The organism is Wolbachia endosymbiont (group A) of Sympetrum striolatum, from assembly GCF_947250715.1.
In the GTDB taxonomy this organism is placed as follows: domain Bacteria; phylum Pseudomonadota; class Alphaproteobacteria; order Rickettsiales; family Anaplasmataceae; genus Wolbachia.
Map to the genome: position 1 here is coordinate 648,325 of NZ_OX366342.1, position 21,101 is coordinate 669,425.

Annotated in this window: 18 protein-coding genes, 2 rRNA genes and 3 pseudogenes; 12 read left to right on the top strand and 11 right to left on the bottom strand. The window is 35.2% G+C overall.

What is annotated here, in order from left to right; genetic code table 11:
- Window positions 1–180: 180 nt before the first annotated feature.
- The 4 genes and pseudogenes from OOK87_RS03185 to OOK87_RS03200 all read left to right on the top strand — a co-directional run bounded on the left by OOK87_RS03185 (window position 181) and on the right by OOK87_RS03200 (window position 4,075).
- Complete coding sequence (locus tag OOK87_RS03185; protein WP_264688044.1) at window positions 181–1,140, top strand: ATP-binding protein; 960 nt, start codon at window positions 181–183, stop codon at window positions 1,138–1,140.
- A gap of 82 nt (window positions 1,141–1,222) precedes the next feature.
- Window positions 1,223–1,393 (top strand): annotated as a pseudogene (locus OOK87_RS03190) (tRNA lysidine(34) synthetase TilS); the annotation flags it as partial.
- A 12-nt stretch (window positions 1,394–1,405) separates the two neighbouring features.
- Complete coding sequence (ftsH, locus tag OOK87_RS03195) at window positions 1,406–3,238, top strand: ATP-dependent zinc metalloprotease FtsH (RefSeq protein WP_264688045.1); 1,833 nt, start codon at window positions 1,406–1,408, stop codon at window positions 3,236–3,238.
- 159 nt (window positions 3,239–3,397) lie between these two features.
- The gene (locus OOK87_RS03200; protein ID WP_264688046.1) at window positions 3,398–4,075 is read left to right on the top strand and encodes a hypothetical protein; all 678 of its coding nucleotides are present in this window, start codon (window positions 3,398–3,400) and stop codon (window positions 4,073–4,075) included.
- 25 nt (window positions 4,076–4,100) lie between these two features.
- On the opposite strand, the gene tmk is transcribed toward OOK87_RS03200, so the two are convergent.
- Window positions 4,101–4,703, bottom strand: a complete 603-nt coding sequence (gene tmk / locus OOK87_RS03205; protein ID WP_253302246.1) for a dTMP kinase — start codon at window positions 4,701–4,703, stop codon at window positions 4,101–4,103.
- A 108-nt stretch (window positions 4,704–4,811) separates the two neighbouring features.
- On the opposite strand from tmk, the gene OOK87_RS03210 reads away from it, so the two are divergent.
- Both OOK87_RS03210 and OOK87_RS03215 read left to right on the top strand, forming a co-directional pair.
- Entirely contained in the window at window positions 4,812–5,384 is a 573-nt protein-coding gene (locus OOK87_RS03210) for a thioredoxin family protein (RefSeq protein WP_264688047.1), read from the top strand.
- A gap of 5 nt (window positions 5,385–5,389) precedes the next feature.
- Window positions 5,390–7,108, top strand: a complete 1,719-nt coding sequence (locus tag OOK87_RS03215; RefSeq protein ID WP_264688048.1) for a monovalent cation:proton antiporter-2 (CPA2) family protein — start codon at window positions 5,390–5,392, stop codon at window positions 7,106–7,108.
- 30 nt (window positions 7,109–7,138) lie between these two features.
- Here OOK87_RS03215 and OOK87_RS03220 read toward each other — a convergent pair whose 3' ends face one another.
- The 4 genes from OOK87_RS03220 to OOK87_RS03235 are packed head-to-tail and all read right to left on the bottom strand — an operon-like array spanning window position 7,139 to window position 9,426.
- A complete protein-coding gene (locus tag OOK87_RS03220; protein ID WP_264688049.1) occupies window positions 7,139–7,756 on the bottom strand; it encodes an SURF1 family protein in 618 nt (205 codons plus the stop codon).
- Between the two features lies 1 nt (window position 7,757).
- Window positions 7,758–8,234: a bacterioferritin gene (gene bfr / locus OOK87_RS03225; protein ID WP_253309893.1), complete on the bottom strand. Its 477-nt coding sequence runs from the start codon at window positions 8,232–8,234 to the stop codon at window positions 7,758–7,760.
- Between the two features lie 59 nt (window positions 8,235–8,293).
- The gene (locus OOK87_RS03230; RefSeq protein WP_253309894.1) at window positions 8,294–8,788 is read right to left on the bottom strand and encodes an RDD family protein; all 495 of its coding nucleotides are present in this window, start codon (window positions 8,786–8,788) and stop codon (window positions 8,294–8,296) included.
- On the bottom strand, window positions 8,788–9,426 hold the full coding sequence (locus OOK87_RS03235) for an HAD family hydrolase (RefSeq protein WP_253309895.1): 639 nt from the start codon (window positions 9,424–9,426) through the stop codon (window positions 8,788–8,790). Before OOK87_RS03235 ends, OOK87_RS03230 begins: the two co-directional genes overlap by 1 nt.
- 160 nt (window positions 9,427–9,586) lie before the next feature.
- On the opposite strand from OOK87_RS03235, the gene OOK87_RS03240 reads away from it, so the two are divergent.
- The 3 genes and pseudogenes from OOK87_RS03240 (at window position 9,587) to OOK87_RS03250 (ending at window position 11,791) form a co-directional block, all read left to right on the top strand.
- Window positions 9,587–10,414: a hypothetical protein gene (locus tag OOK87_RS03240; protein WP_264688050.1), complete on the top strand. Its 828-nt coding sequence runs from the start codon at window positions 9,587–9,589 to the stop codon at window positions 10,412–10,414.
- Window positions 10,415–10,493: 79 nt separating this feature from the next.
- Window positions 10,494–10,631: a hypothetical protein gene (locus OOK87_RS03245; protein ID WP_264688051.1), complete on the top strand. Its 138-nt coding sequence runs from the start codon at window positions 10,494–10,496 to the stop codon at window positions 10,629–10,631.
- 144 nt (window positions 10,632–10,775) lie between these two features.
- Window positions 10,776–11,791: pseudogene (locus OOK87_RS03250) on the top strand (IS110 family RNA-guided transposase).
- A 122-nt stretch (window positions 11,792–11,913) separates the two neighbouring features.
- Here the strand turns inward: OOK87_RS03250 and OOK87_RS03255 are convergent.
- The 3 genes from OOK87_RS03255 to OOK87_RS03265 all read right to left on the bottom strand — a co-directional run bounded on the left by OOK87_RS03255 (window position 11,914) and on the right by OOK87_RS03265 (window position 15,745).
- Window positions 11,914–12,060 (bottom strand): hypothetical protein, encoded by a 147-nt coding sequence (locus OOK87_RS03255; RefSeq protein ID WP_264687913.1) that lies wholly within the window; start codon window positions 12,058–12,060, stop codon window positions 11,914–11,916.
- 765 nt (window positions 12,061–12,825) lie between these two features.
- Entirely contained in the window at window positions 12,826–14,610 is a 1,785-nt protein-coding gene (locus tag OOK87_RS03260; RefSeq protein ID WP_264688052.1) for a ribonucleoside-diphosphate reductase subunit alpha, read from the bottom strand.
- 58 nt (window positions 14,611–14,668) lie between these two features.
- Window positions 14,669–15,745 (bottom strand): methyltransferase domain-containing protein, encoded by a 1,077-nt coding sequence (locus tag OOK87_RS03265; RefSeq protein WP_264688473.1) that lies wholly within the window; start codon window positions 15,743–15,745, stop codon window positions 14,669–14,671.
- Window positions 15,746–16,077: 332 nt separating this feature from the next.
- On the opposite strand from OOK87_RS03265, the gene OOK87_RS03270 reads away from it, so the two are divergent.
- Both OOK87_RS03270 and rrf read left to right on the top strand, forming a co-directional pair.
- Window positions 16,078–18,843, top strand: a 23S ribosomal RNA gene (locus OOK87_RS03270).
- A gap of 66 nt (window positions 18,844–18,909) precedes the next feature.
- Window positions 18,910–19,016: ribosomal RNA gene (gene rrf / locus OOK87_RS03275) — 5S ribosomal RNA — on the top strand.
- A gap of 16 nt (window positions 19,017–19,032) precedes the next feature.
- Here rrf and OOK87_RS03280 read toward each other — a convergent pair.
- The 3 genes and pseudogenes from OOK87_RS03280 to rpmH all read right to left on the bottom strand — a co-directional run bounded on the left by OOK87_RS03280 (window position 19,033) and on the right by rpmH (window position 19,824).
- The gene (locus OOK87_RS03280) at window positions 19,033–19,257 is read right to left on the bottom strand and encodes a hypothetical protein (RefSeq protein ID WP_264688053.1); all 225 of its coding nucleotides are present in this window, start codon (window positions 19,255–19,257) and stop codon (window positions 19,033–19,035) included.
- A gap of 89 nt (window positions 19,258–19,346) precedes the next feature.
- Window positions 19,347–19,670 (bottom strand): annotated as a pseudogene (gene rnpA / locus OOK87_RS03285) (ribonuclease P protein component); the annotation flags it as partial.
- A 19-nt stretch (window positions 19,671–19,689) separates the two neighbouring features.
- Window positions 19,690–19,824 carry a 50S ribosomal protein L34 gene (gene rpmH / locus OOK87_RS03290; protein ID WP_006279898.1) on the bottom strand — a complete coding sequence of 45 codons (135 nt, stop codon included), beginning with the start codon at window positions 19,822–19,824 and terminating at the stop codon, window positions 19,690–19,692.
- A gap of 107 nt (window positions 19,825–19,931) precedes the next feature.
- On the opposite strand from rpmH, the gene pstC reads away from it, so the two are divergent.
- Window positions 19,932–21,020, top strand: coding sequence for a phosphate ABC transporter permease subunit PstC (gene pstC, locus OOK87_RS03295; protein WP_264688474.1), 1,089 nt, complete (start codon window positions 19,932–19,934; stop codon window positions 21,018–21,020).
- Window positions 21,021–21,101: the final 81 nt, after the last annotated feature.

The following is a 21,101-nucleotide window of genomic DNA, read 5'->3' on the forward strand; positions in this document are numbered from 1 at the left end:
TGAGGGATTATAATGAAAATAACTTGGCGAGAGTTCTTTAAATTCATTTTCCCTTTGTTATGTTTAGCAATTGCTGCTTTTATTTATCTTATGTATATTCTGTTTCTTAGAATTAAGACTGCTACGGACACTATACTTTTTATGCCTATCATTATAAAATCCGCTGTAGTAACTTGTGTAGTGGCAGGTACTGCAGCTGTACTTTTTGTGTTTGGGGCAATATGTGTTGTTGTTTATGAACTAATGACATCACCTAAAGTAACGAATGAACAAAAAGTAACACTTGATGATGTTGCAGTTTCAGACGATGTAAGACGAGAGTTAAGAAAGATTTGTAAACTTCAGTCAAAAAGGGAAATAGAAATAGACGAAAAGCTAAATTATGCGCAAGACACAGGATACATTTTTTATGGTCCACCGGGGACTGGCAAAACTTTGCTTGCTAAAGCAATTGCAAATGAAACTAAATCTTCATTTATAAGTGTTTCTGCATCTGAGTTTATTCAGCGGTATGTTGGCACTGGTCCAGGAAATATACGTAAGCTTTTTGAGAAAGCAAGAAAAAATGCTCCTTGTATAGTTTTTATAGATGAAATTGATTCTGTTGGTGAAAAGCGCTGTGATGGTAGCAGTTATGGTCATCAAGCGTATACAGAAACTTTAAATCAGTTATTGACTGAATTGGATGGCTTCAAATCTAGAGAGGGTGTGATAGTAATTGCTGCAACTAATCTTATGGGTGTTTTAGATTCTGCACTCACTAGGAGTGGTCGTTTGTCCAAGCACATTAATATTCCTTTACCAGACGAAAACCTACGTGAGAAAATATTAAATCTTTATATGAAGGACACACCAAGAACAGAAGATCTAGATCTTACAGAACTTGCAGGTAGAATTAAAGGTTTTTCAGGAGCTGATTTATTTAATTTAGTAAATTCTGTAAAAGATTTTGCCAGAAATCGTATTGTAAAAGAGGACACAGAAGAAATCGTTATTACCATGAATGATGTTAGTAATGCACTTGAAAAGCTTAAGGATGAATTTCAAAAGCCTGAGAATGAAGAAGCAAATGTAGGAAATGTGTTACAGACTCTTTTTAGTATAGCTCCAAGGAATTCTAATGGACTTACTAGTACGTGAATTTATAGCAGATGAAGTTAATTATTGTTCATGAAAAAAAACACACTGAGTGGTGGTCACAATTAAATACACCTTTTAAATTTACAACTGCTGCCCTGAAGTCTTTTATTCTTTGCCTACAGTACAAAAAGATGGAAAGGTGCTTGCTTATCCTGATGTAAATTATAACGAAAAAAATACCAATGACGATAAGGTTCAATGCATTATTAATAGCACGATAAAACAAAATTTGGTAAGCTTGATTAGTACTTAGTTAGAAATAGAAATGAAAAAATTTTTAGAAGGCTTATTGATCTGGTTAGTAATTATTGTTCTTATTTCAGTTGTTTATATTCAGTTCAGCGGAAATGTAGGTAAAAGTAAAACAACCATACCTTTTTCGGAATTTTTAACTAGACTAGAAGACAATGATGTAGAAAATATTGTCATAAAAAACCAGAGCATTGAGGGCAAGTTTAGGGATGGTTCAAGTTTCAACTCAAGCGGTGTTATATATAGCGACCTAATAAAAAATTTACATGATAGAAAAGTGAGATTCTCCTTTTCAACTGGAGATTCTGCCATGAGCGTAATTGGTAGATTACTTATCTCATGGGTCCCAACATTTATCTTTATTGGCTTTTTGCTATTCTTTCTTAAACAAACACAAGCGGGGGGCAACAGAACTATAAGCTTTGGCAAGTCAAGGGCTAGACTCATGACTAGTGGGAAAAAAGTAACATTTGATGATGTTGCCGGAATTGATGAAGCAAAAGAAGAGCTAGTAGAAATCGTTGATTTCCTTAAACAAAGGCAAAAATTTCAAATATTAGGTGGAAAAATACCAAAAGGGTGCCTTTTAATTGGCTCTCCTGGAACTGGTAAAACTTTACTTGCTCGTGCAATTGCAGGAGAAGCTAATGTGACATTCTTTAGCATTTCTGGATCTGATTTTGTTGAGATGTTTGTTGGTGTTGGTGCGAGCCGTGTTCGTGATATGTTTGATCAAGGCAAGAAAAATGCTCCTTGTATAATTTTTATAGATGAGATAGATGCGGTGGGTAGACATCGTGGCATTGGTCTTGGTGGTGGTAATGACGAAAGAGAACAAACATTAAATCAGTTATTAGTTGAGATGGATGGCTTTGAGTCTAATGAGGGCGTAATAATAATTGCTGCGACTAACCGTCCGGATGTCTTAGATCCAGCACTGCTTAGGCCTGGTCGTTTTGACCGGCAGATTACTATTTCTTTACCCGATATAAATGGGCGCGAGAAAATATTAAATACGCATATAAAGAAAATATCAATGGCCCCTGATGTAAATGTGAAAACAGTTGCAAGAGGAACACCTGGTTTTTCAGGGGCTGATTTAGCAAATTTAGTGAACGAATCTGCGCTTATTGCTGCAAGAAGAAACAAGAAGATTGTTACCATGGATGATTTCGAATATGCACGTGATAAAGTGATGATGGGTGTGGAAAGGCGATCTCTCATTATGACAGAAGAGGAAAAGAGACTGACTGCATACCATGAAGCTGGCCATGCGATGATTGCTGTTAATATGCCTGCTTCTGATCCTATACACAAAGCAACAATTATTCCACGCGGTAGGGCACTCGGTTTAGTTATGAGACTACCAGAAACAGATAGAGTGTCCCTCACAAGAGAAAAGATACTAGCAGATATAACTGTTGCAATGGGTGGACGTGTGGCAGAAGAGCTAATTTTTGGCTATGATAAAGTCACAAGCGGCGCATCTTCAGATATAAAACTAGCATCAGATTTATCACGTTCTATGGTAACAAAATGGGGAATGAGCGACAAAATAGGTCCGATCTATCACAATCGCGAACAAACTATGCATGGTTCTGAGATAATTTCTGAAGATACGTTAAAACTTATAGATGAAGAAGTGAAGAAAGTTGTGTCTTCTTGCTATGAAAAAGCGAAAGACATTTTGACCAAGCATAAGAAAGGCTTAGATCTCATTGCCGAAAATCTACTGGAGTTTGAAACTTTAACAGGAGATGAAATAAAGGACATATTAAGCGGAAAAAAAATTGTTAGAGAGGAAAATGAGAAGAATGAGAAAATAAAAAAATCCTCTCTCTATTAGATCTGACCCTAGCTTAAAATGCTAATCAGCTAACGCTGCAATAAAACATTCAGAATTGTAACTGTCAATATAAATTGTATTAGAATATTCATAATGTTGCATTTTCATCACGATAATGCTATCATTCAGTTAGTATTACTGTTTAATGAGGTATGAGTAATGGTTGACGTAGCTTCTATTGGTGTAAATGCAGTCATTGATCATAAGTATAAAAAAAGAGCGCAATTAACTTTATTAGGGCTATTTCTTGTTGTATCAGCAGCAACTGCTGTCTGGTTTCTCTTTCCTGTATCACAAAATGTACTAGTGCCATTTTTGCTCCCAGCCGTATTCTTGTTCTTTACTCTATCTATGGGTTATTACATGTTCATATTTAGTTGTGAAAAAAAATCTTTGGTAAAGAATGTTCTTGGTATGGTTGAACCAGCTGAATCAGTAAAGAGAGTGTATTGCCAAGAAAATATTAAATCCTTATTAGCAGAAGTGAGAAGTACTACGAGAGATAGGTTTTGCAACGCGCTTGTTAATCTTTGTTTTGAAGATCGTAGTAAAGCACACGAACTTGCATTATCTGTGAAAGAAATTGACGATATTGTGTCTTCAATAAAAAATAAAGACCTCTTAGACCATTTTGATCAATTTTTTACTATTACTGAAGTAAGTAATAAAAAAAATAGAAGTGAATTAATGAACCTCACAAGGGCATATAAGATAATAAGTGAAGAAGATCCAGACAAAATACAGGATTTTTTAGCTACTCAAACAAAAAGTTATTCATGTGAAATAATGTTACCTAAAATTAATAATTTTCTATCACAAGTTAAAGGTTCGGTTTAAATTAGTAGAGGTTAAATAAATATAGTTAAGTCTTTGCAATAGTGATTTTATCAATAATCTTAGTGTGTACTTGATTATCATTTTTTGTTTCAATTTCAGTGATGACATGGCACCTAACGGGCTCTTTTATGGCGATTTCTTTAAACCCTTTTCCAACTTTATTATAAAAATTAACATCCATTTCTTCATATTTATTCTTGTCTTTCGCTCTACTTAACCCAACTTTAACATCAATATCTAGAATAAATGTAATATCTGGATATCTAACTCCAGCCAACCTGTGCAAATCTTCTATTAGTTTTAAATCAACTCCAAACCCATATCCTTGGTATGCAATGGTTGAATCAATAAACCGATCACAAATCACTATTTTCCCTTCTGCAAGAGCTGGTAATATTAATTTTTTCATATGTTCGTGCCTCATCGAGATAAGTAGCAAGAGTTCAGAAATAGGATCAATATTATTTGTTAACAACACTCCTCTTATCTTTTCTGCAAAATCAGTGCCACCTGGTTCTCGAGTCGACACTACATTATTTTCGCCGTGAATTTGCTTAAAATGATTTGCAAGTAGCTTAGATTGTGTTGTTTTACCAGAGCCGTCTATTCCTTCGAAAGTTATGAACATAAGTTTTATAATTATAATACTAAAAAAGAATATGCAAACAGTATACATAGAAACCGTTTGACATTTAAATAATAAGACCGTAAATTACATATGGTATAATAATAGTCTATGGTTGCTCTGAATACTCCTAAAGTCGATTTTAGTTTTACTGCAAAAGATTTTAATCTTTTGGGAGTAGACAATAAATACTATACATTAAGTGACTGTTGTGGAAAAAATGGTCTTATTGTAATGTTTATATGCAATCACTGTCCTTACGTTCAGTCAATTATTAGCAATCTGGTAAGCGATGTTGATCAATTGAAAAAAGATTATCAGGTAAACACCGTTGCAATAATGTCAAATGATGTAAATGAATATCCAGAAGATTCCTTTGAAAATATGATTAATTTTGCCAAGGAAAATAAGTTTACATTTCCATATTTAATTGATAGTACACAGAAAATAGCTAAAGAATACGGGGCTGTTTGCACTCCTGACTTTTTTGGCTTTAATTCCAATTTAAACCTTTGCTATCGTGGACGTTTTAATGACACAAAAAAAAAAAAGGTTCAAAGCTATGAAGTAGGAAGTAGTGACTTATTTAAAGCTATGAAATTTATTGCAGAAACTGGTAATTCTCCAATTGACCAAAAATCAAGTATTGGCTGCTCAATTAAATGGTCTAATTCTACAGGTTAAATATCATGCACAGTGGCTCTCAGCATTTGTTTGATATTATAATTTTACTTTCTGCTGCTGTGTTTATAGTCATAGCGTTCTGGAAAATGAATATTAGTCCAGTGCTCGGTTACTTCGTTGCAGGTGCAGTTATTGGTTCTCATGGATTTAATCTGATACACTCAGCTGAAGCAATGGATAATCTTGCAGAATTTGGTGTAGTTTTCCTATTATTCATTATAGGCCTTGAATTGACATTTGAACGCCTGATCGCTATGCGTATTCATGTATTTGGGTTCGGTTCTCTTCAAGTTATAGTTACCATGGTAGCAATATGGTGCATCGCTCTTGCTTTCGGAGTGAATACGAATATAGCAACAGTTATTGGTGGTGGGCTTGCGCTATCCTCAACAGCAATAGTGTTGCAGGTTCTGCAAGAAAAAGGTTCTCAAGCAAGTCAGGTTGGTAGGTTGTCAATAGCAGTACTATTAATGCAAGATTTTGCAGTGGTACCATTAATAGTATTGGTACCTTTACTTGCTGGCAATTCTGAGCACAGCCTGATAAGCTCATTGGCAGGTTCATTGGTGCAAGCAGCTATTGCATTAGTGCTGATATTTATAACTGGTAGATTATTGCTTAGACCTTTATTTTCGGTTATTGCTAAAATGGAAAGTAATGAGGTCTTTATATCAACAACGCTTTTAATAGTATTAGGAGCAGCATTTATTACTGAGCAATTCCATTTATCGTTGGCATTAGGTGCATTTGTCGCTGGATTGTTAGTTGCAGAAACAGAATACAGACACTCAGTAGAACACGCAGTATTGCCATTTAAAGATTTGTTTCTTGGCTTATTTTTCATGACTGTTGGTATGTCTATCAATACCGAACTTTTACTCAACAAGTTACCACTAATTACTTTATTATCGATTATCCTTATCGTTTTAAAAACATCTATCATATATATATTGTGTAGATTTTTTGGGTTTAAGAGTGCACCTGCTATACAAGCTGGGTTACTACTTTCACAAGGCGGTGAATTTGCGTTTATTTTATTTCGCTTAGCAAATGAACTAAATGTGCTACCAAGTGAAATCGCTCAAGTACTTATGATGGTAACTACAGTAACCATGGCTTTCACTCCTCTTTTATCGGGGCTTGGAGATTGGATAGCAAACTCATTTAGCACTGAGAAAATAATATTAGATGATGAAGCTGTTGAAACAGATACACAAGATCTTTATAACCATGTAATAGTTGCTGGATTTGGTAGAGTGGGATATATGGTAACAAAAATGCTTACTGCAGAGCATTTAAGTTACGTTGTTGTAGATATTCAATCAAAAATAGTCAAAGAAGGAAAAAGTGATAGTTTTCCTATATATCTTGGAGATGTTACAAGATGTGAAATTTTAAAATCAGTAGGAATAGAAAGAGCTCAAGCTCTCGTTATTTCAATAAAGAATGAAGTTACTATAAAAAAAGTTGTTTCCTTAGTTGCTGCAAATTTTCCGCATGTAAATATTGTAATACGCTTACCAGATCTGAGTAATGTGGAGGTTTATAGAGATCTAGGAGCTAGTAAAATTATTCCTGAAACATCTGAGATAGGATTGCAGCTAGGTGGAGCTGCACTGAGCCTCAGTGGTATTAGCGAAAGTGGAGTTACGTCTTTAAAAAGTAGATTTAGAAAAGGCAATTACAGTATGTTAAAAGACCTTGGTAGTGATAAAGATGAATAACTACTTTTCTAATTTTATGTACAGAAAGCTTCAAGCTTTATTGAGGTTTTGCCTATAGTAAATTACGCACATAATCAACCAAGTTAAGGAAAGTGCAAACCAAGTGATTGCATATTCCAAATGCTTCATTGGCTGTATAGCTACTTTGCTGCCAAAATTGTTCGGCCACAATACACACTTCTCTAGCTTAATACCTAACTCATTGGAAATTTCCTCTGTACTCAGGGTAAACCATGTATTCGAAGCAGTATCGTTTTTGATGAACCAATTTTTGCTTTTATTGCTATCGCAATATAAAGTTCCATCTGCAACTACTTTTTCAATTTTTACTTTTTTCTCCTTTTTTTCTCTGACTATTCCTTTATTCACCAACATGTAACGTCCAGTGGTGAGCAACATAGGAGACAGCACGTGATAGCCGTGTTGCCCTGCAAAAACATATAGTTCTATGTCACTTAGAATCCCATCGATCTTGACATGCCTATAGTTAAATTTTTCAAGGTCGTTATTGGGCAATAGATAAACAACTGGAAGACTCATACTTTTAATAATATTATTCTTCCAGTTCAACCTGAATACTTGCCATAATCCTAATAAAAAAAGAAGCAAGCAAGGTATAATTAAAATAAATACTGTTTTTTTTAACACTCTATATTTGTGTTCTTAAATAGTTTTCAACACCCATTAGTTCAATAAGGTCTATCTGTTTCTCAATCCAATGGAAGTGCTCTTCTTCATTTTTTAACATCTCTTCTAATAACATTACACTAACAAAATCTTTTTCTTTCTCAGCGATAGAAATCGTTTCTTTGATATCCTTAATACCTTTTCCCTCTAATTTTAAATTAGCCTCTAAGATTTTCTGTATTGTGTCTTTTGCAAACTTTCCATCATACTTTGATATTTCATTTGTATCTTGAAAATTTGGTACGCCTTTAAGCAATAAAATTCTTTCTGCCAACTTGTTTGCATGTTCAAGTTCTTCGTTAAGCTCATTTTTTACCTTTTCTGCAAGTCTATTAATTCCATTGTTTTTGAGAACCGCAAAATGCAAAAGATACTGACGTACAGAAGTCAGCTCATTGGTCAATAATTTGTTCAAATGTTTTACTATCTCTTCATTCATAATCTTCCCTTAGTTCAATTTATCAGCATAATTTATATGATAACGATGATTATAGCAACTCATTTAATAGTTCCTTTGATAACAACCGTATTAAATAGCATGTCGTGGTATGTCTGTTTCTTTTTAGAAAAACAAGCAACTAGATACCAGCAGAGAGTGAGCAGCATTATAATTACTTTCAATGCACTCAAGACATTCACTAATACCTCCTGATCTTGCAAAAATTCAGTAAGGACAACTACTACACTGTTTAACAAAGGAAGAAAAAACTGGGAAGTGCTTCTGTCAAACGCTAAATTCAAGTCTATTTTAGAATTATCTAAATTGATAGTACATATATTCATTAACTGTTGACCTGGAGTTGCTTGGGCCTTTGAAGATATAAAATATGTGAAGTAACTACAATTTACACACATGTATGATAGATGTAAGATCAACGGAGAATCCTCTAATAGCAGTATAATTAATAAAGTTGGAATTAATAAAATTGCTACATCTATTAAATATGCGCAAAAGCGCCTTTGTATACTGGCAATCTCTGTAACAGCGGTCATTACCTATCTTCTAAATACTTTATTATAAAATCTGTAAGTTTATCAAAATGTTGAAAACATGACAAATCTTCATAACCGCTTATTGATTGACCGTATATAATAGGTAAACAATTGGCATTTTGTGCACACAGAACATCTGTGATGCTATCACCAACGAAAAACACATTTTCTCTATTTATAGGCAACGTACTCTCTTCTAGTGCAAATAGCAGTGGGGTTGCAGATGGTTTATCTTCCGCGGTATCGCATGACCCAACTACTCTTTCAAAGTAAGAATCTAGTTTAAAATAGGCAACTTCTTTACGTAAATTAGTATTTTTCTTATTACTTACTATTGCTAGATAAATATTGTGGCTTTTCAGTGTCTGCAACATTTTCTCTACTCCTTGATTCAGAGCAATGTTTTGCAATAGTGCATCGTCTAAATATTGTTGATATATCTGGTTCGCTTTTTTCCACTGATCGCCAAATAAATTGACCATATAGCTCTTTCTCGACTCATGGGAATTTCTATCAGCAGCTTTATTACTATACCCCATTGAGTTTATGGTATGCTTAATAGCATTAAAAATGTTATCTTGAGTGTCAACTAAGGTATTATCCCAATCGAATACTACTGCTAATTGACTATCCTTCATCTCTTATATGGTTATACATTTCAACTTAATAAGTAAATAGCATTTTAATAAAAAAAATATAAATAGGACGCTCTTACTCTTTACCACAAGTTATGTTAACTGTTTTTTATATAATTAGCTAATATACTGGTTATATGATATGTTTTAATAGGTAACAGGTATGGCCCAGACATCTAAAGAAAGTGTTGAAAAAAAGTTTAAAGGTGTCTTTGAACGTTCTCCAGGTGCTTTTCCAGAAGGTACTCCGTTAGAAGAGAAGGTTAATTATATTGCAAAAGGAACAAAGGCTCTAAAGGCTATGAAAAGTAAAGAGCTCGAAAACAAAATGAAAAGCGTTGCAGAATTGAATCAGAAATTTGAAAGTCAAAAAAGGCGTACAGATGAAAAAATACGTCAAGATTTTGAAAGAATTGCTGAGCTTGACCAACAATATAAAGGGAAGGGCATCTTCACAAGTGAAAAAGTTGCAGAATCAAAAAATGACAAAAAATTTCAAGAAGCAGCCAACACTCTTAGAGAAACTACAGCAGAAGGTAAAAGCGTTGAACAGAGTGGACAAAAAAAGACTTCTGAGGCTTCTGTACAAACAGATACACAGCCATCAGAGCACATCGTTAGTCCCTCAGTGAGCAAGAGTTCTGTAAAAGAGAAGCCCAACACTGAGCCAGGCAAAAAAGATACCACACCTCAACCACAAGAAAATCAAAAAGAAGAAGGGTTTTTGAGTCTTCTGAAGCGCTTTGTTAAGAAAATATTAGAAAAACTTTTAGGTGAGGATGAAAAGAGTATGGAAAATGCTCGTGGCATAAAAGAAGATGCTCAAAGAGATACGTCAAATAACGAAGAGCAACAAAAGAGTAAGCACTTTGATAAAATTTTAAATCAGGACCAAAGTATAAGCGAGGGTTTGAAGCAGGCAACAAAGCTTGAAAACCCAACGATAACACCTGTTAATACTCCTGAAGTAAATACAGGTCGTGAAAGGTGATCCGCTTTCAAGCTTCATTATACCGCCACGAACCATCATACCGCCGCGGTATCTCTAGATCCCGCTAACAAGCAGCGGGATGACGATTGTCCGGGTGTCATCCCAGCGCCTCTATGATGTCATCCCAGTGCCTTCTACTTGTATCTTGTCAAAAGCATCTAATGTTTTAAGCTTAAGCATTAGGTGGAGAAGGGAGGAACTCTGTGCTTCTTCTTAGATATAAAATCTGTAGAGGAGATAAGAATTCCCTTCTCAAAAGTATAGGCTGGACGGTATCGTAGAAAGACCTGAATGGTTCTAATTCTGTATTCACAAGACTAGCCTTACTTTTCATTTTTAATGGTAACGTATGGGGTTATATATGATCAACAACTTTTTGGGCATAGATATATCAAAAGATCGCTTTGATGTTTTTCTCTCATTTATAAGCAAAAAAGGAAAGCGTGAAACTAGAAAAAGAAGCTTTAAGAACGATGGTTTCAAAGTCTACTGAATTTTCTACACAAACATAATGTAGAAAAAGTAAAAACCTGCATGGAATCTAATGGTTGTTATAGCGAAGCACTGGCTGAATTTCTACACAATGCTGGACATTTTGTAAGTGTTGTAAATCCTTATTGCATAAAATCTTATGCAAGGAGTAAGCTGATACGACAAAAGAATGATCAGACCGATGCAGAAGTTATTGCTGATTATTGCCAAAGACAGGAACCTTCTAGTTGGACACCACCTTCTCCTGAAATGAAAAAATTAAAACATCTTTATCGTTGCTCAGTTGCGTTAAAAGATGAGTTAACATTAGTAAATAACCACTTAGAAAAAAAAGAGAGACTGCCTAAAGAAGTTGCAAATGCTTGGGAAGACCTTGCAATGAATATAGCTCAAAAAATAGAAACAATAAAAAACTCCGTACGTGAACTATTAAATCAACACAAAGAATTGTTGGAAAATTTTCAACTTCTATTGACTATTCCAGGCATAGGAGAAGAATCAGCAATAGCTATTTTAGCTGAAGTTTCTGATATAGAGGTTTTTAGAGATGCCAGGCAATTGGCAGCATATACAGGAGTTATACCACGAAATATGACGTCAGGTTCCTCTGTATATGCCAAACCCAGATTAAGTAAATCCGGTTCACAAACATTACGTAAGGCACTTTTCTTTCCTGCCATAGTAGCTAAGAATCACAATCCTATCATTATGAGCTTTTGCCAAAGATTAAAGGAAAAGGGTAAGCATAATATGGCCATCGTTGGTGCTGCAATGCGTAAGCTACTCCATATCATTTTCGGTATTCTGACATCCAAAAGTGCTTTTGATCCTAACCATATCAAAAACTACAGGGCTAGGAGGTTGACTGAAGGTTTAGTACTTTAAAATCAAAAATGCTTCCTATCTATCTTATGTAAAGTGGTATCTTACACAAATTTATTGAATGTTGTTGGTTAGTGGATATGTTGATAAGTAAACTTCATCTGTTTTGTGCGTATAAAACTAATTTACTTATCAACATATCCACTAACTATAATCTGTGTACTGTTACACAATTGGAAGTATTTTTTGATTTTATGATGCAACTTGGGAAATTTTATAATTTTTTTGTTGACTAACAAGACGGTATCTCCTGTCATCCCAGTGCTTGACACTGGGATCCAGGAATTTTAATTGTAAGTAATGCATTGGGTTTGGTGAGTATGGGTTTTGCGTTATAAAATGAAGCACTTTTGGTGAATTTGTAAAGAAAACTGGATCCCAGTGTCTGGGCACTGGGATGACAGCAGTCCTACGTCATACCGCGATTCATTCGCGGTATCTCTTAACATAGATCCCGCTAACAAGCAGCGAGATGAAGATTGTCGTTTAGCTATAAATATTTAAGAAATTTACCAAACGAAAAAAAAGGCAAAAGAAGCCCTAGTCATTGTCTATTTTCAGTATTGGCGTTTTTTAAGTCTTAAACACCGCAATTTAGCTGCTTTTAAATGCAACTCACCTTAGTTTAAATGTTTAAGAAATTTACTAAGCAGAAAAAAAGGCAAAAGAAACCCCGTGTTAGCTAGTTGTCACTCTCTAATCCTGCAAATTGGCGTACTATACTGTCTTAAACGACTTATAAGCGTGTTTCAGCTTATATAGGTAAAAACCCAGAAATGTTGTGAAGACATAAGGTGCACATAGTGCAAAAAATTAAAAATAAGACGCCAACTACGTTGTTTTCTTGCTGTTTAATCTGCACAGATGAAGATAACTGAATACCTTCACTATCATGATAAGGGGGCTGGCGGAGTTTGTCAAGGAAGTTTTTTCGTTTCTATTCCCAAGAAAAGTTCGTTATATGGTTATGCAAGAAGTCTATTATATTTCCTTACCCATTTGCTTAACTTTCTCTCTACTTTTTTTGAATAAGGTCACTATTGGCATGACAAACATTCATCGTAGTCAATATCTGTTTTGTGTTGCAATATTTCACTTTTTTTGAATATGTCATGCGAAACCTTGTCAGCTCTCTGCATTGATTGTGATCTGCAGTAATATAAGCTCTTCAATCCTTTTTTCCAGGCAAGCATGTGTATTTTATGCAAGTAACGTTTGTGTATGTTGGCAGGCAAGAACAGATTGACTGATTGAGACTGACAAACATACGGAGTTCTATCACTTGCATGTTCTATAATCCATCTTTGATCAAGCTCGTACGCTGTTTTAAATGTCAATTTTTCATGCTCACTAAGAAAATCTAAATGCTGAACGGAACCCTCGTTTGTCGAAATTGAAGACCATATTTTATCATTGTCTTGATTTTTTTCTGCTAATAGTTTTTGCAAGAATTTATTTCGCACTACAAATGAGCCTGTCAGTGTCTTTTGTATGAATACGTTTGCTGCATATGGCTCTATTCCAGGAGAGGTATTGCCTGCAATAATGGAGATTGAGGCAGTTGGAGCAATAGCGAGCTTGTGTGTAAACCTTTCCATTAGATCAACTTCTTTGGCATCAGGACATGCCCCCTTTTCCTCTGCTAATTTTTTAGAAACTATATCTGCTTGCTCACGTAAATACTTAAATATTTTTTTATTCCATTGTTGTGCTATTACTGATTCAAAAGGAACCATTTTGCTTTGTAAAAATGAATGAAAACCCATCACACCAAGACCAATACTGCGTTCTCTGGCTGCAGAATATTTTGCTCGCTGCATTTCATTCGGTGCTTTATTTATGAAATCTTCCAATACATTATCAAGAAAGCGCATTATATCTTCTATGAAGAGTTTATTGTCTTTCCATTCTTCGTAGTACTCAAGGTTTACGGATGATAGACAACACACAGCAGTGCGTGACTTATTCAGGTGATCATAACCTGTAGTTAAAGTTATTTCACTGCATAGATTTGACATCTTGATGTCTAAGTTGAGCTTTTTGTAAGATTCTGGCTTATTGTTATTTGTTGCATCAAGGAAAATAATGTAAGGTTCTCCAGTTTCAACTCTTGCTGTTAATATTTTGATCCATATATCCCGCGCTTTTACAGTTGAAATAACCTTATTGTTGTGAGGGCTTATTAAATTCCATTCTTGATCATTCTCAACAGCCTGCATAAATTTATCTGTTACTATTACAGCATGATGTATATTTAACGCTTTGCGATTTGGGTCACCGCCTGTTGGCTTGCGCAAATCCAGAAACTCTTCTATCTCCGGATGAGATACAGGAAGATAGACTGCTGAACTTCCTCGCCTTAAGGATCCCTGACTAATTGCGAGCGTTAGAGCATTTTGCACCACAATAAATGGTACAATTCCTGATGTTTTACCACTACCTTTTACACTTTCACCAATTGAACGTAAATTTCCCCAATAACTACCTATGCCTCCTCCACGTGCAGCAAGCCAAACATTTTCATTCCATAAGTCAACTATTCCCTGCAAGCTGTCTTCGGTTTCATTAAGAAAGCAAGAGATAGGCAACCCTCTCTTGGTGCCACCATTGCTGAGTGTTGGTGTTGAAGGCATGAACCACAAGTTGCTCATGTAGTCATAAAGACGCTGCGCATGTTCTTTGTTATCAGAATAGTAATTAGCAATACGTGCAAAGAGGTCTTGGTAACTTTCATTTTCTATTAAATACCTGTCTGATAGAACTGCTTTTCCAAAATCGGTTAATTTGCTATCCTTTGCGTAATTAATAGTAATGTTATTCATAAAATTCCTTTTATTCTTTTATTATATATAGATACTTAAAAGCCACTTTGAGCGATTTTTAAGTTAGGTTTTTCGGATTTTCTTGTTGATGCTGTAATGCAAACAAGATACCGTCAACCTGACTGCCATATATTTTACAGTAACTCATATAACTTATCTGCATATTTATTTTTTTTGCAACATGTTGAACATAACTTTCTGAGTGACGAAAATAGTCTCCTTTGTTTACAAAGTCAATACCTTCACCTTCCTTTCTTCTTATTAAACATATAATAACCCCTTTTTTGCTCGTAGATCTTTTTGCTAATTCCAATTCTTCTTGAAAGTCATGTAGATAATGTAGCACTTCAGCAAAGATAATTACATCATACTGCTGGTTTTTCTTTTGTTTAAGAAACTCTTTCATTTCCATATGTATTAATTCATTGTAAACAGGCTTACCTTTTATAAAGCATCCTCTTGCGATATTTAGCATTCTACTTGAAATGTCAATTCCTGTTATGTGGCTTCCAGTACTATTTATTTTCAAGAAATGACCACATATTCCAGTCCCACAACCAAGGTCAAGTATATTGAGCTCAGAAGTGGAGTTGTTGAAGATTTTTGTAATTATCATGTGTACAAGTTCATGCCCTCTATACTGTTTAGCAATCAACCAATGCTCAACAAAATATTCACCTGTGTAATCAAAATATTGTCTTATGAGGTTTTTTGGCAATTCTGTAATAGGCGCTGAGTTTGTCATTTTTTTTATATAGTAAGATGCCTCCTCGTGATCACTATCTAATTTTAGTGTCTGTGTTAAATAATTATAAGCTTTATTAGTATTCCCTACCGCAAAATGACACCTTCCGATGTTATACCAGACTATGGGTAAATGGGGGTAAAATATGCTAATTAACCAAAATCGTAACTTTGCATCTGATATGCTACCTTTATAAAAGTGATATAAACCGATTTCAGTGTTGGTATTTAACAGGTTCTTAGATTTTTTAAGAAGCACTGTCATTTCTTTATGAAGAGTATTATATTTATTCACAATGAAGTGTTTTACTTTCTTAATATTTAATACACCAATGAGCTTAGACATACAATTTAAAGCAACGTTTTTTATAAAAGAGAGATTACTTTTCATACATGAGAAATACTCCGAATGTTCATTATCATTTTTAGGCAATTGATTTTAACACATTTTATCTTACAAAATATCTTTTTTATTAATTTTTACTGTATATATAAGTTTACCGCATATTTCTCAGATTGTACTGTTTAGGATTGCTAGTATATTGTTGTTGATAATATAAGTAAATGTTTTGTGCAAAAAGGCGTTGACATATTATTTATTAGGTTATAATATAAAGATTAATTTAGTTTTTAGATGTTTGACAAGTTTTATGGTAGAGATTAATTTAATCTCAATTCAATTTTAATAATATTTAACTCTGCATATTCTGCATATAGTCGGATAAATAAATTATTAAGAGCACTTGATGGATGCCTTGGCGTTAAGAGGCGATGAAGGACGTGGCAGGCTGCGATAAGCTGTGGGGAATTGTCAACAAATTTTGATCCGCAGATTTCCGAATGGGGAAACCCAACTAGCTTGGCTAGTTATTACATACTAAGTATGTAAAGCAAACTTGGTGAACTGAAATATCTAAGTAGCCAAAGGAAAAGAAATCAACCGAGATTCTGTTAGTAGTGACGAGCGAAAGCGGAAAAGGCTAGTGATTTAAGAATAAGAATTAGAATACTCTGGAAATAGTAACCATAGAAGGTGATAGTCCTGTATAAGTAGAAAGTTTTTAAATCCTTGAGTAGAGCGGGGCACGTGAAATCCTGTTTGAATATGGGGGGACCATCCTCCAAGCCTAAATACTCCTTAACGAACGATAGTGAACAAGTACCGTGAGGGAAAGGTGAAAAGAACCCCGGGAGGGGAGTGAAATAGAATCTGAAATCAAGTGCTTAAAAACAGTTGGAGCTCTATATCAATTTATTGATATTTAGAGTGACAGCGTACCTTTTGCATAATGGGTCAGCGAGTTAATCTATGAAGCAAGCTTAAGCCGTTAGGTGTAGGCGTAGCGAAAGCAAGTCTGAATAGGGCGTTTTAGTTTTATGGATTAGACCCGAAACCAAGTGATCTAGTCATGACCAGATTGAAGGTGTGGTAAAACACACTGGAGGATCGAACCAGTTAATGTTGCAACATTATTGGATGAGTTGTGATTAGGGGTGAAAGGCCAATCAAACTTGGAAATAGCTGGTTCTCCGCGAAATCTATTTAGGTAGAGCGTTGTATGTATGTTGTTGGGGGTAGAGCACTGGATAGACTAGGGGGATTCACCGTCTTACCAAATCTAACTAAACTCCGAATACCAACAATTAATTATACAGCAGGCACACTACGGGTGCTAAGTCCGTGGTGGAAAGGGAAACAACCCAGATCACTATCTAAGGTCCCAAAATTACAGCTAAGTGGGGAAGGAAGTAGAAAAACCATTACAGCTAGGAGGTTGGCTTGGAAGCAGCCATCCTTTAAAGAAAGCGTAACAGCTCACTTGTCTAAATAAGTTTTTCTGCGCCGAAAATGTACCGGGGCTAAAGCTGTATACCGAAGATGTGAGTGCTTATTGATTTCGATCAATAGGCGCGGTAGCGGAGCGTTCCGTAAGTCTGTGAAGGTGGTTTGTGAAAACTGCTGGAGATATCGGAAGTGAGAATGCTGACATAAGTAGCGTAAAAGAGTGTGAAAAACACTCTCACCAAAAATCTAAGGGTTCCTACGTTAAGTTAATCTGCGTAGGGTTAGTCGGTTCCTAAGGCGAGTCCGTAAAGGAGTAGTCGATGGCAATTAGGTTAATATTCCTAAACCTCTTAAGTGTGACGGGTTTCGTATTTGTATAGATCTTATTGGATTGATCTATGCTTAAAAGAAGCTCCAGGAAATAGCACTTATATTTATGAGGCCGTACCGCAAACCGACACTGGTGGATGAGTAGAGTATACTAAGGTGTTGAAAGAATGATGTTGAAGGAACTCGGCAAATTATACCTGTAACTTCGGAAGAAGGGTAACCTGCTTTTAGGCAACTATGAGTAGGTGGCACAAAATAGGGAGTAGCGACTGTTTACTAAAAACACAGGACTCTGCAAACACGTAAGTGGAAGTATAGGGTCTGACGCCTGCCCGGTGCTGGAAGGTTAATAGGAGGGGTGCAAGCTCTAAATTGAAGCCCCAGTAAACGGCGGCCGTAACACTGACGGTCCTAAGGTAGCGAAATTCCTTGTCGGGTAAGTTCCGACCCGCACGAATGGCGTAACGATTTCTCCACTGTCTCCAACATCACTTCAGCGAAATTGAATTCCCCGTGCAGATGCGGGGTACCCGCGGTTAGACGAAGAGACCCCGTGCACCTTTACTATAGCTTTACATTGCTATTAAAAGTGTGATGTGCAGGATAGGTGGGAGACTTTGAAGTTATGGCGCTAGCTATAATGGAGTCAACCTTGAGATACCACCCTTTACACTTTTGATATCTAACTATGTTTCATTATCTGGAACTAGGACATTGTATGGTGGGTAGTTTGACTGGGGCGGTCGCCTCCTAAAAAGTAACGGAGGCGTGCGAAGGTAAGCTAGAGCTGGTCGGAAATCAGCTTGATAGTATAATGGCATAAGCTTGCCTGACTGCGAGGCTGACAAGCCAAGCAGAGACGAAAGTCGGTCATAGTGATCCGGTGATTCTGTATGGAAGGGTCATCGCTCAACGGATAAAAGGTACGCCGGGGATAACAGGCTGATGGTGTTCGAGCGTTCATAGCGACGACACCGTTTGGCACCTCGATGTCGACTCATCACATCCTGGGGCTGAAGAAGGTCCCAAGGGTTCGGCTGTTCGCCGATTAAAGTGATACGTGAGTTGGGTTTAGAACGTCGTGAGACAGTTCGGTTTCTATCTGCCGTGGGTGAAGGAAATTTGAGAAGGTCTGACTCTAGTACGAGAGGACCGAGATGGATATACCTCTGGTGTACCAGCTGTTATGCCAATAGCATCGCTGGGTGGCTATGTATAGATGGGATAATTGCTGAAAGCATATAAGCAAGAAACCCTCTTCAAAAAGATTTCCCAATTAAGGCCGTGGAAGACTACCACGTTGATAGGCTAGGTGTGGAAGCATGGTAACATGTGAAGCTAACTAGTACTAATAGCCTGATTGATTTATTTGCTTTCTATATGTGTGTATGCAGTGTTAAATATTAAGTTAAAATTGTTAAGTTAGAAATTTTTATTGACTTGGTGGCTATAGCAAAAATGAACCACCCGATCTCATCTCGAACTCGGAAGTGAAACTTTTTAGCGCTGATGGTACTTGAAAAGGGAGAGTAGGTCGCAGCCAAGTTTATAAAAATTTCTTTTTATCGCCTTTTAATAATTCTTTTATTACGAGAAGTCGCTTCTATATTCAAATCTAATAATTGTGGTCTAGGCTTATTCTTATTCTGCTCTAAGTATCGACTTTGCTCAAATGCTAATTCCCATTGTGTACGATAATTAAATTCTTTATATTTATAAAAATCTTCTTTAACATTATTTGTATTTATATTGAGATTTTTATCTTGTTCTTTTCTACTCTCTACCATTAAACACCCACAACCGTTAATTTATTTTAAAAATTTTACTTATGTTATCATAAAAAATATAGTTGTAAATACCTTAATTGAGATTTTTTTTATTTTATCTTTTTTAAGCAAATAGTTAGATCTTTTTGTAAGTTTTTATAATTTGCTTGCATAATGTTTCTATGAGTTAGTATTATGTAGTAGTGCCCTATATTGCTTATATTTAAAATGCTAATTTTAGCAAGCATTCGTAATTGCCTTTTTATTTTATTTCTTTTTACTGCTTTTCCGGCTTTTTTACTGATAGCCAGACCTACTCTAATAGTATGAGTGTACTTTTCAGGTTCTCTTTCTTTTATGGCGTACAGTGATATATAAAGCCCACGATAAAAAGGACTGCTGAGTGCTAACTTATTTTTGAAAGCAAAGGAAAAATCTTTTTTTTTATACTTACTATGCGCATAATTTGTTACACCCTAATGAACGGCGCCTATTAAGGATTTTTCTTCCAGCTCTTGTTGCCATACGTGAACGAAATCCATGTCTGCGCTTTCTTATCAAATTTTTTGGTTGAAATGTTCTCTTCATTGTTTTTATATTAATATAATTATTTATTTTAAATTGTTTTACTTTATTGTCAAATGATGGTGAACTTGTATGACATTTTCGTAGAATAAAATTTGATGCATGGGAAAATGAATTCGGTGATAGTCATACCTGTCCTACTAATCCTTTTATTTTGTTTTAGTAGGTTTCAAGAAGTAAATAAGGTTAAATCTTATCTATATCTTAGTTGTGTATGGATGCTAACTTGGTTGTTAGTACTCTATAATAATTGTTTTGTAACTTTTATTTCTATAGCGTTACTTTTTTTCATGCTTGCTTTTATCTTTAAAAATAAAAGAAATAAGATAATAAAACTTTCGTTATTTGTGGCTTTGGCCATATCATTTTTTATCACTTTATTTATAATGCTATCTATTTTTATTCAATCCATTAATTTTTTTAATAAAGTAGCTATTTCAGAATTCTTGTTTTGCTTGAAATGGGGCCACAATGTAGTCACTGTCAATGAAGAGAAGATAGGATATTTTGGTATAGCGCCGCTTTTAGTAGGTACATTACTTATAACTATTATAGCAATGTTAGTTGTCGTTCCGCTTGGTTTATTTTCTGCAATATATATTAGTGAATATGCGAGTGAGAAAGTGCGTTATATTGTTAATACAACTTTGCAAGTTTTATCTGCTATTCCTACGGTTGTATATGGATATTTTGCGGTTGTGTTCTTGTCTTTCTTTATAAAGCAGGTAGCAAATTTTTTTGGTTTAAGTATACACTCAGAAAGTGCCTTAGTTGCCGGTTTATCGATTGGGATAATGATTCTTCCTTTTATTATTTCTTTACTCGAAGATGCCATAAGATCTGTTCCAAAAAGCTTGCGTTATGGCTTCATGGCACTTGGCGCAACTCCAGCGGAAACTATATGGCATATAACAATACCTTATGCAATGCCTACAATTTTAAGTGCAATTTTATTGTCAATTTCAAGAGTGATAGGTGAAACAATGATTGTGCTAATGGCTGTGGGAATCAACGCAAATTTGACTTTTAACCCTCTTAATTCAGTTACTACCATTACCGTGCAGATCGCTACATTACTTACCGGAGATCAGGATTTCAATAGTGTACAAACTCTTGCTGCTTATGCGCTTAGTTTAGTATTGTTTATTATTACTTGGCTATTAAATGCATTTGCATTGTTTGTAATGAAGCGTAACTAGTAAGCGTTTTAATGTTGCAAAATTTCTATTAATAATATAAGATTTATTTTCTTTAGAAGTTCTTTTATGGAATTATAGTGT

Bases quoted from the DNA above. Each gene is read 5' to 3' on its own strand.
- ftsH (WP_264688045.1), top strand. From the start codon at position 1,406: ATGAAAAAATTTTTAGAAGGCTTATTGATCTGGTTAGTAATTATTGTT.
- OOK87_RS03200 (WP_264688046.1), top strand. From the start codon at position 3,398: ATGGTTGACGTAGCTTCTATTGGTGTAAATGCAGTCATTGATCATAAG.
- tmk (WP_253302246.1), bottom strand. From the start codon at position 4,703: ATGTTCATAACTTTCGAAGGAATAGACGGCTCTGGTAAAACAACACAA.
- OOK87_RS03210 (WP_264688047.1), top strand. From the start codon at position 4,812: ATGGTTGCTCTGAATACTCCTAAAGTCGATTTTAGTTTTACTGCAAAA.
- OOK87_RS03215 (WP_264688048.1), top strand. From the start codon at position 5,390: ATGCACAGTGGCTCTCAGCATTTGTTTGATATTATAATTTTACTTTCT.
- bfr (WP_253309893.1), bottom strand. From the start codon at position 8,234: ATGAATGAAGAGATAGTAAAACATTTGAACAAATTATTGACCAATGAG.
- OOK87_RS03230 (WP_253309894.1), bottom strand. From the start codon at position 8,788: ATGACCGCTGTTACAGAGATTGCCAGTATACAAAGGCGCTTTTGCGCA.
- OOK87_RS03235 (WP_253309895.1), bottom strand. From the start codon at position 9,426: ATGAAGGATAGTCAATTAGCAGTAGTATTCGATTGGGATAATACCTTA.
- OOK87_RS03240 (WP_264688050.1), top strand. From the start codon at position 9,587: ATGGCCCAGACATCTAAAGAAAGTGTTGAAAAAAAGTTTAAAGGTGTC.
- OOK87_RS03245 (WP_264688051.1), top strand. From the start codon at position 10,494: ATGACGATTGTCCGGGTGTCATCCCAGCGCCTCTATGATGTCATCCCA.
- OOK87_RS03260 (WP_264688052.1), bottom strand. From the start codon at position 14,610: ATGAATAACATTACTATTAATTACGCAAAGGATAGCAAATTAACCGAT.
- OOK87_RS03265 (WP_264688473.1), bottom strand. From the start codon at position 15,745: ATGAAAAGTAATCTCTCTTTTATAAAAAACGTTGCTTTAAATTGTATG.
- OOK87_RS03280 (WP_264688053.1), bottom strand. From the start codon at position 19,257: ATGGTAGAGAGTAGAAAAGAACAAGATAAAAATCTCAATATAAATACA.
- rpmH (WP_006279898.1), bottom strand. From the start codon at position 19,824: ATGAAGAGAACATTTCAACCAAAAAATTTGATAAGAAAGCGCAGACAT.
- pstC (WP_264688474.1), top strand. From the start codon at position 19,932: ATGAATTCGGTGATAGTCATACCTGTCCTACTAATCCTTTTATTTTGT.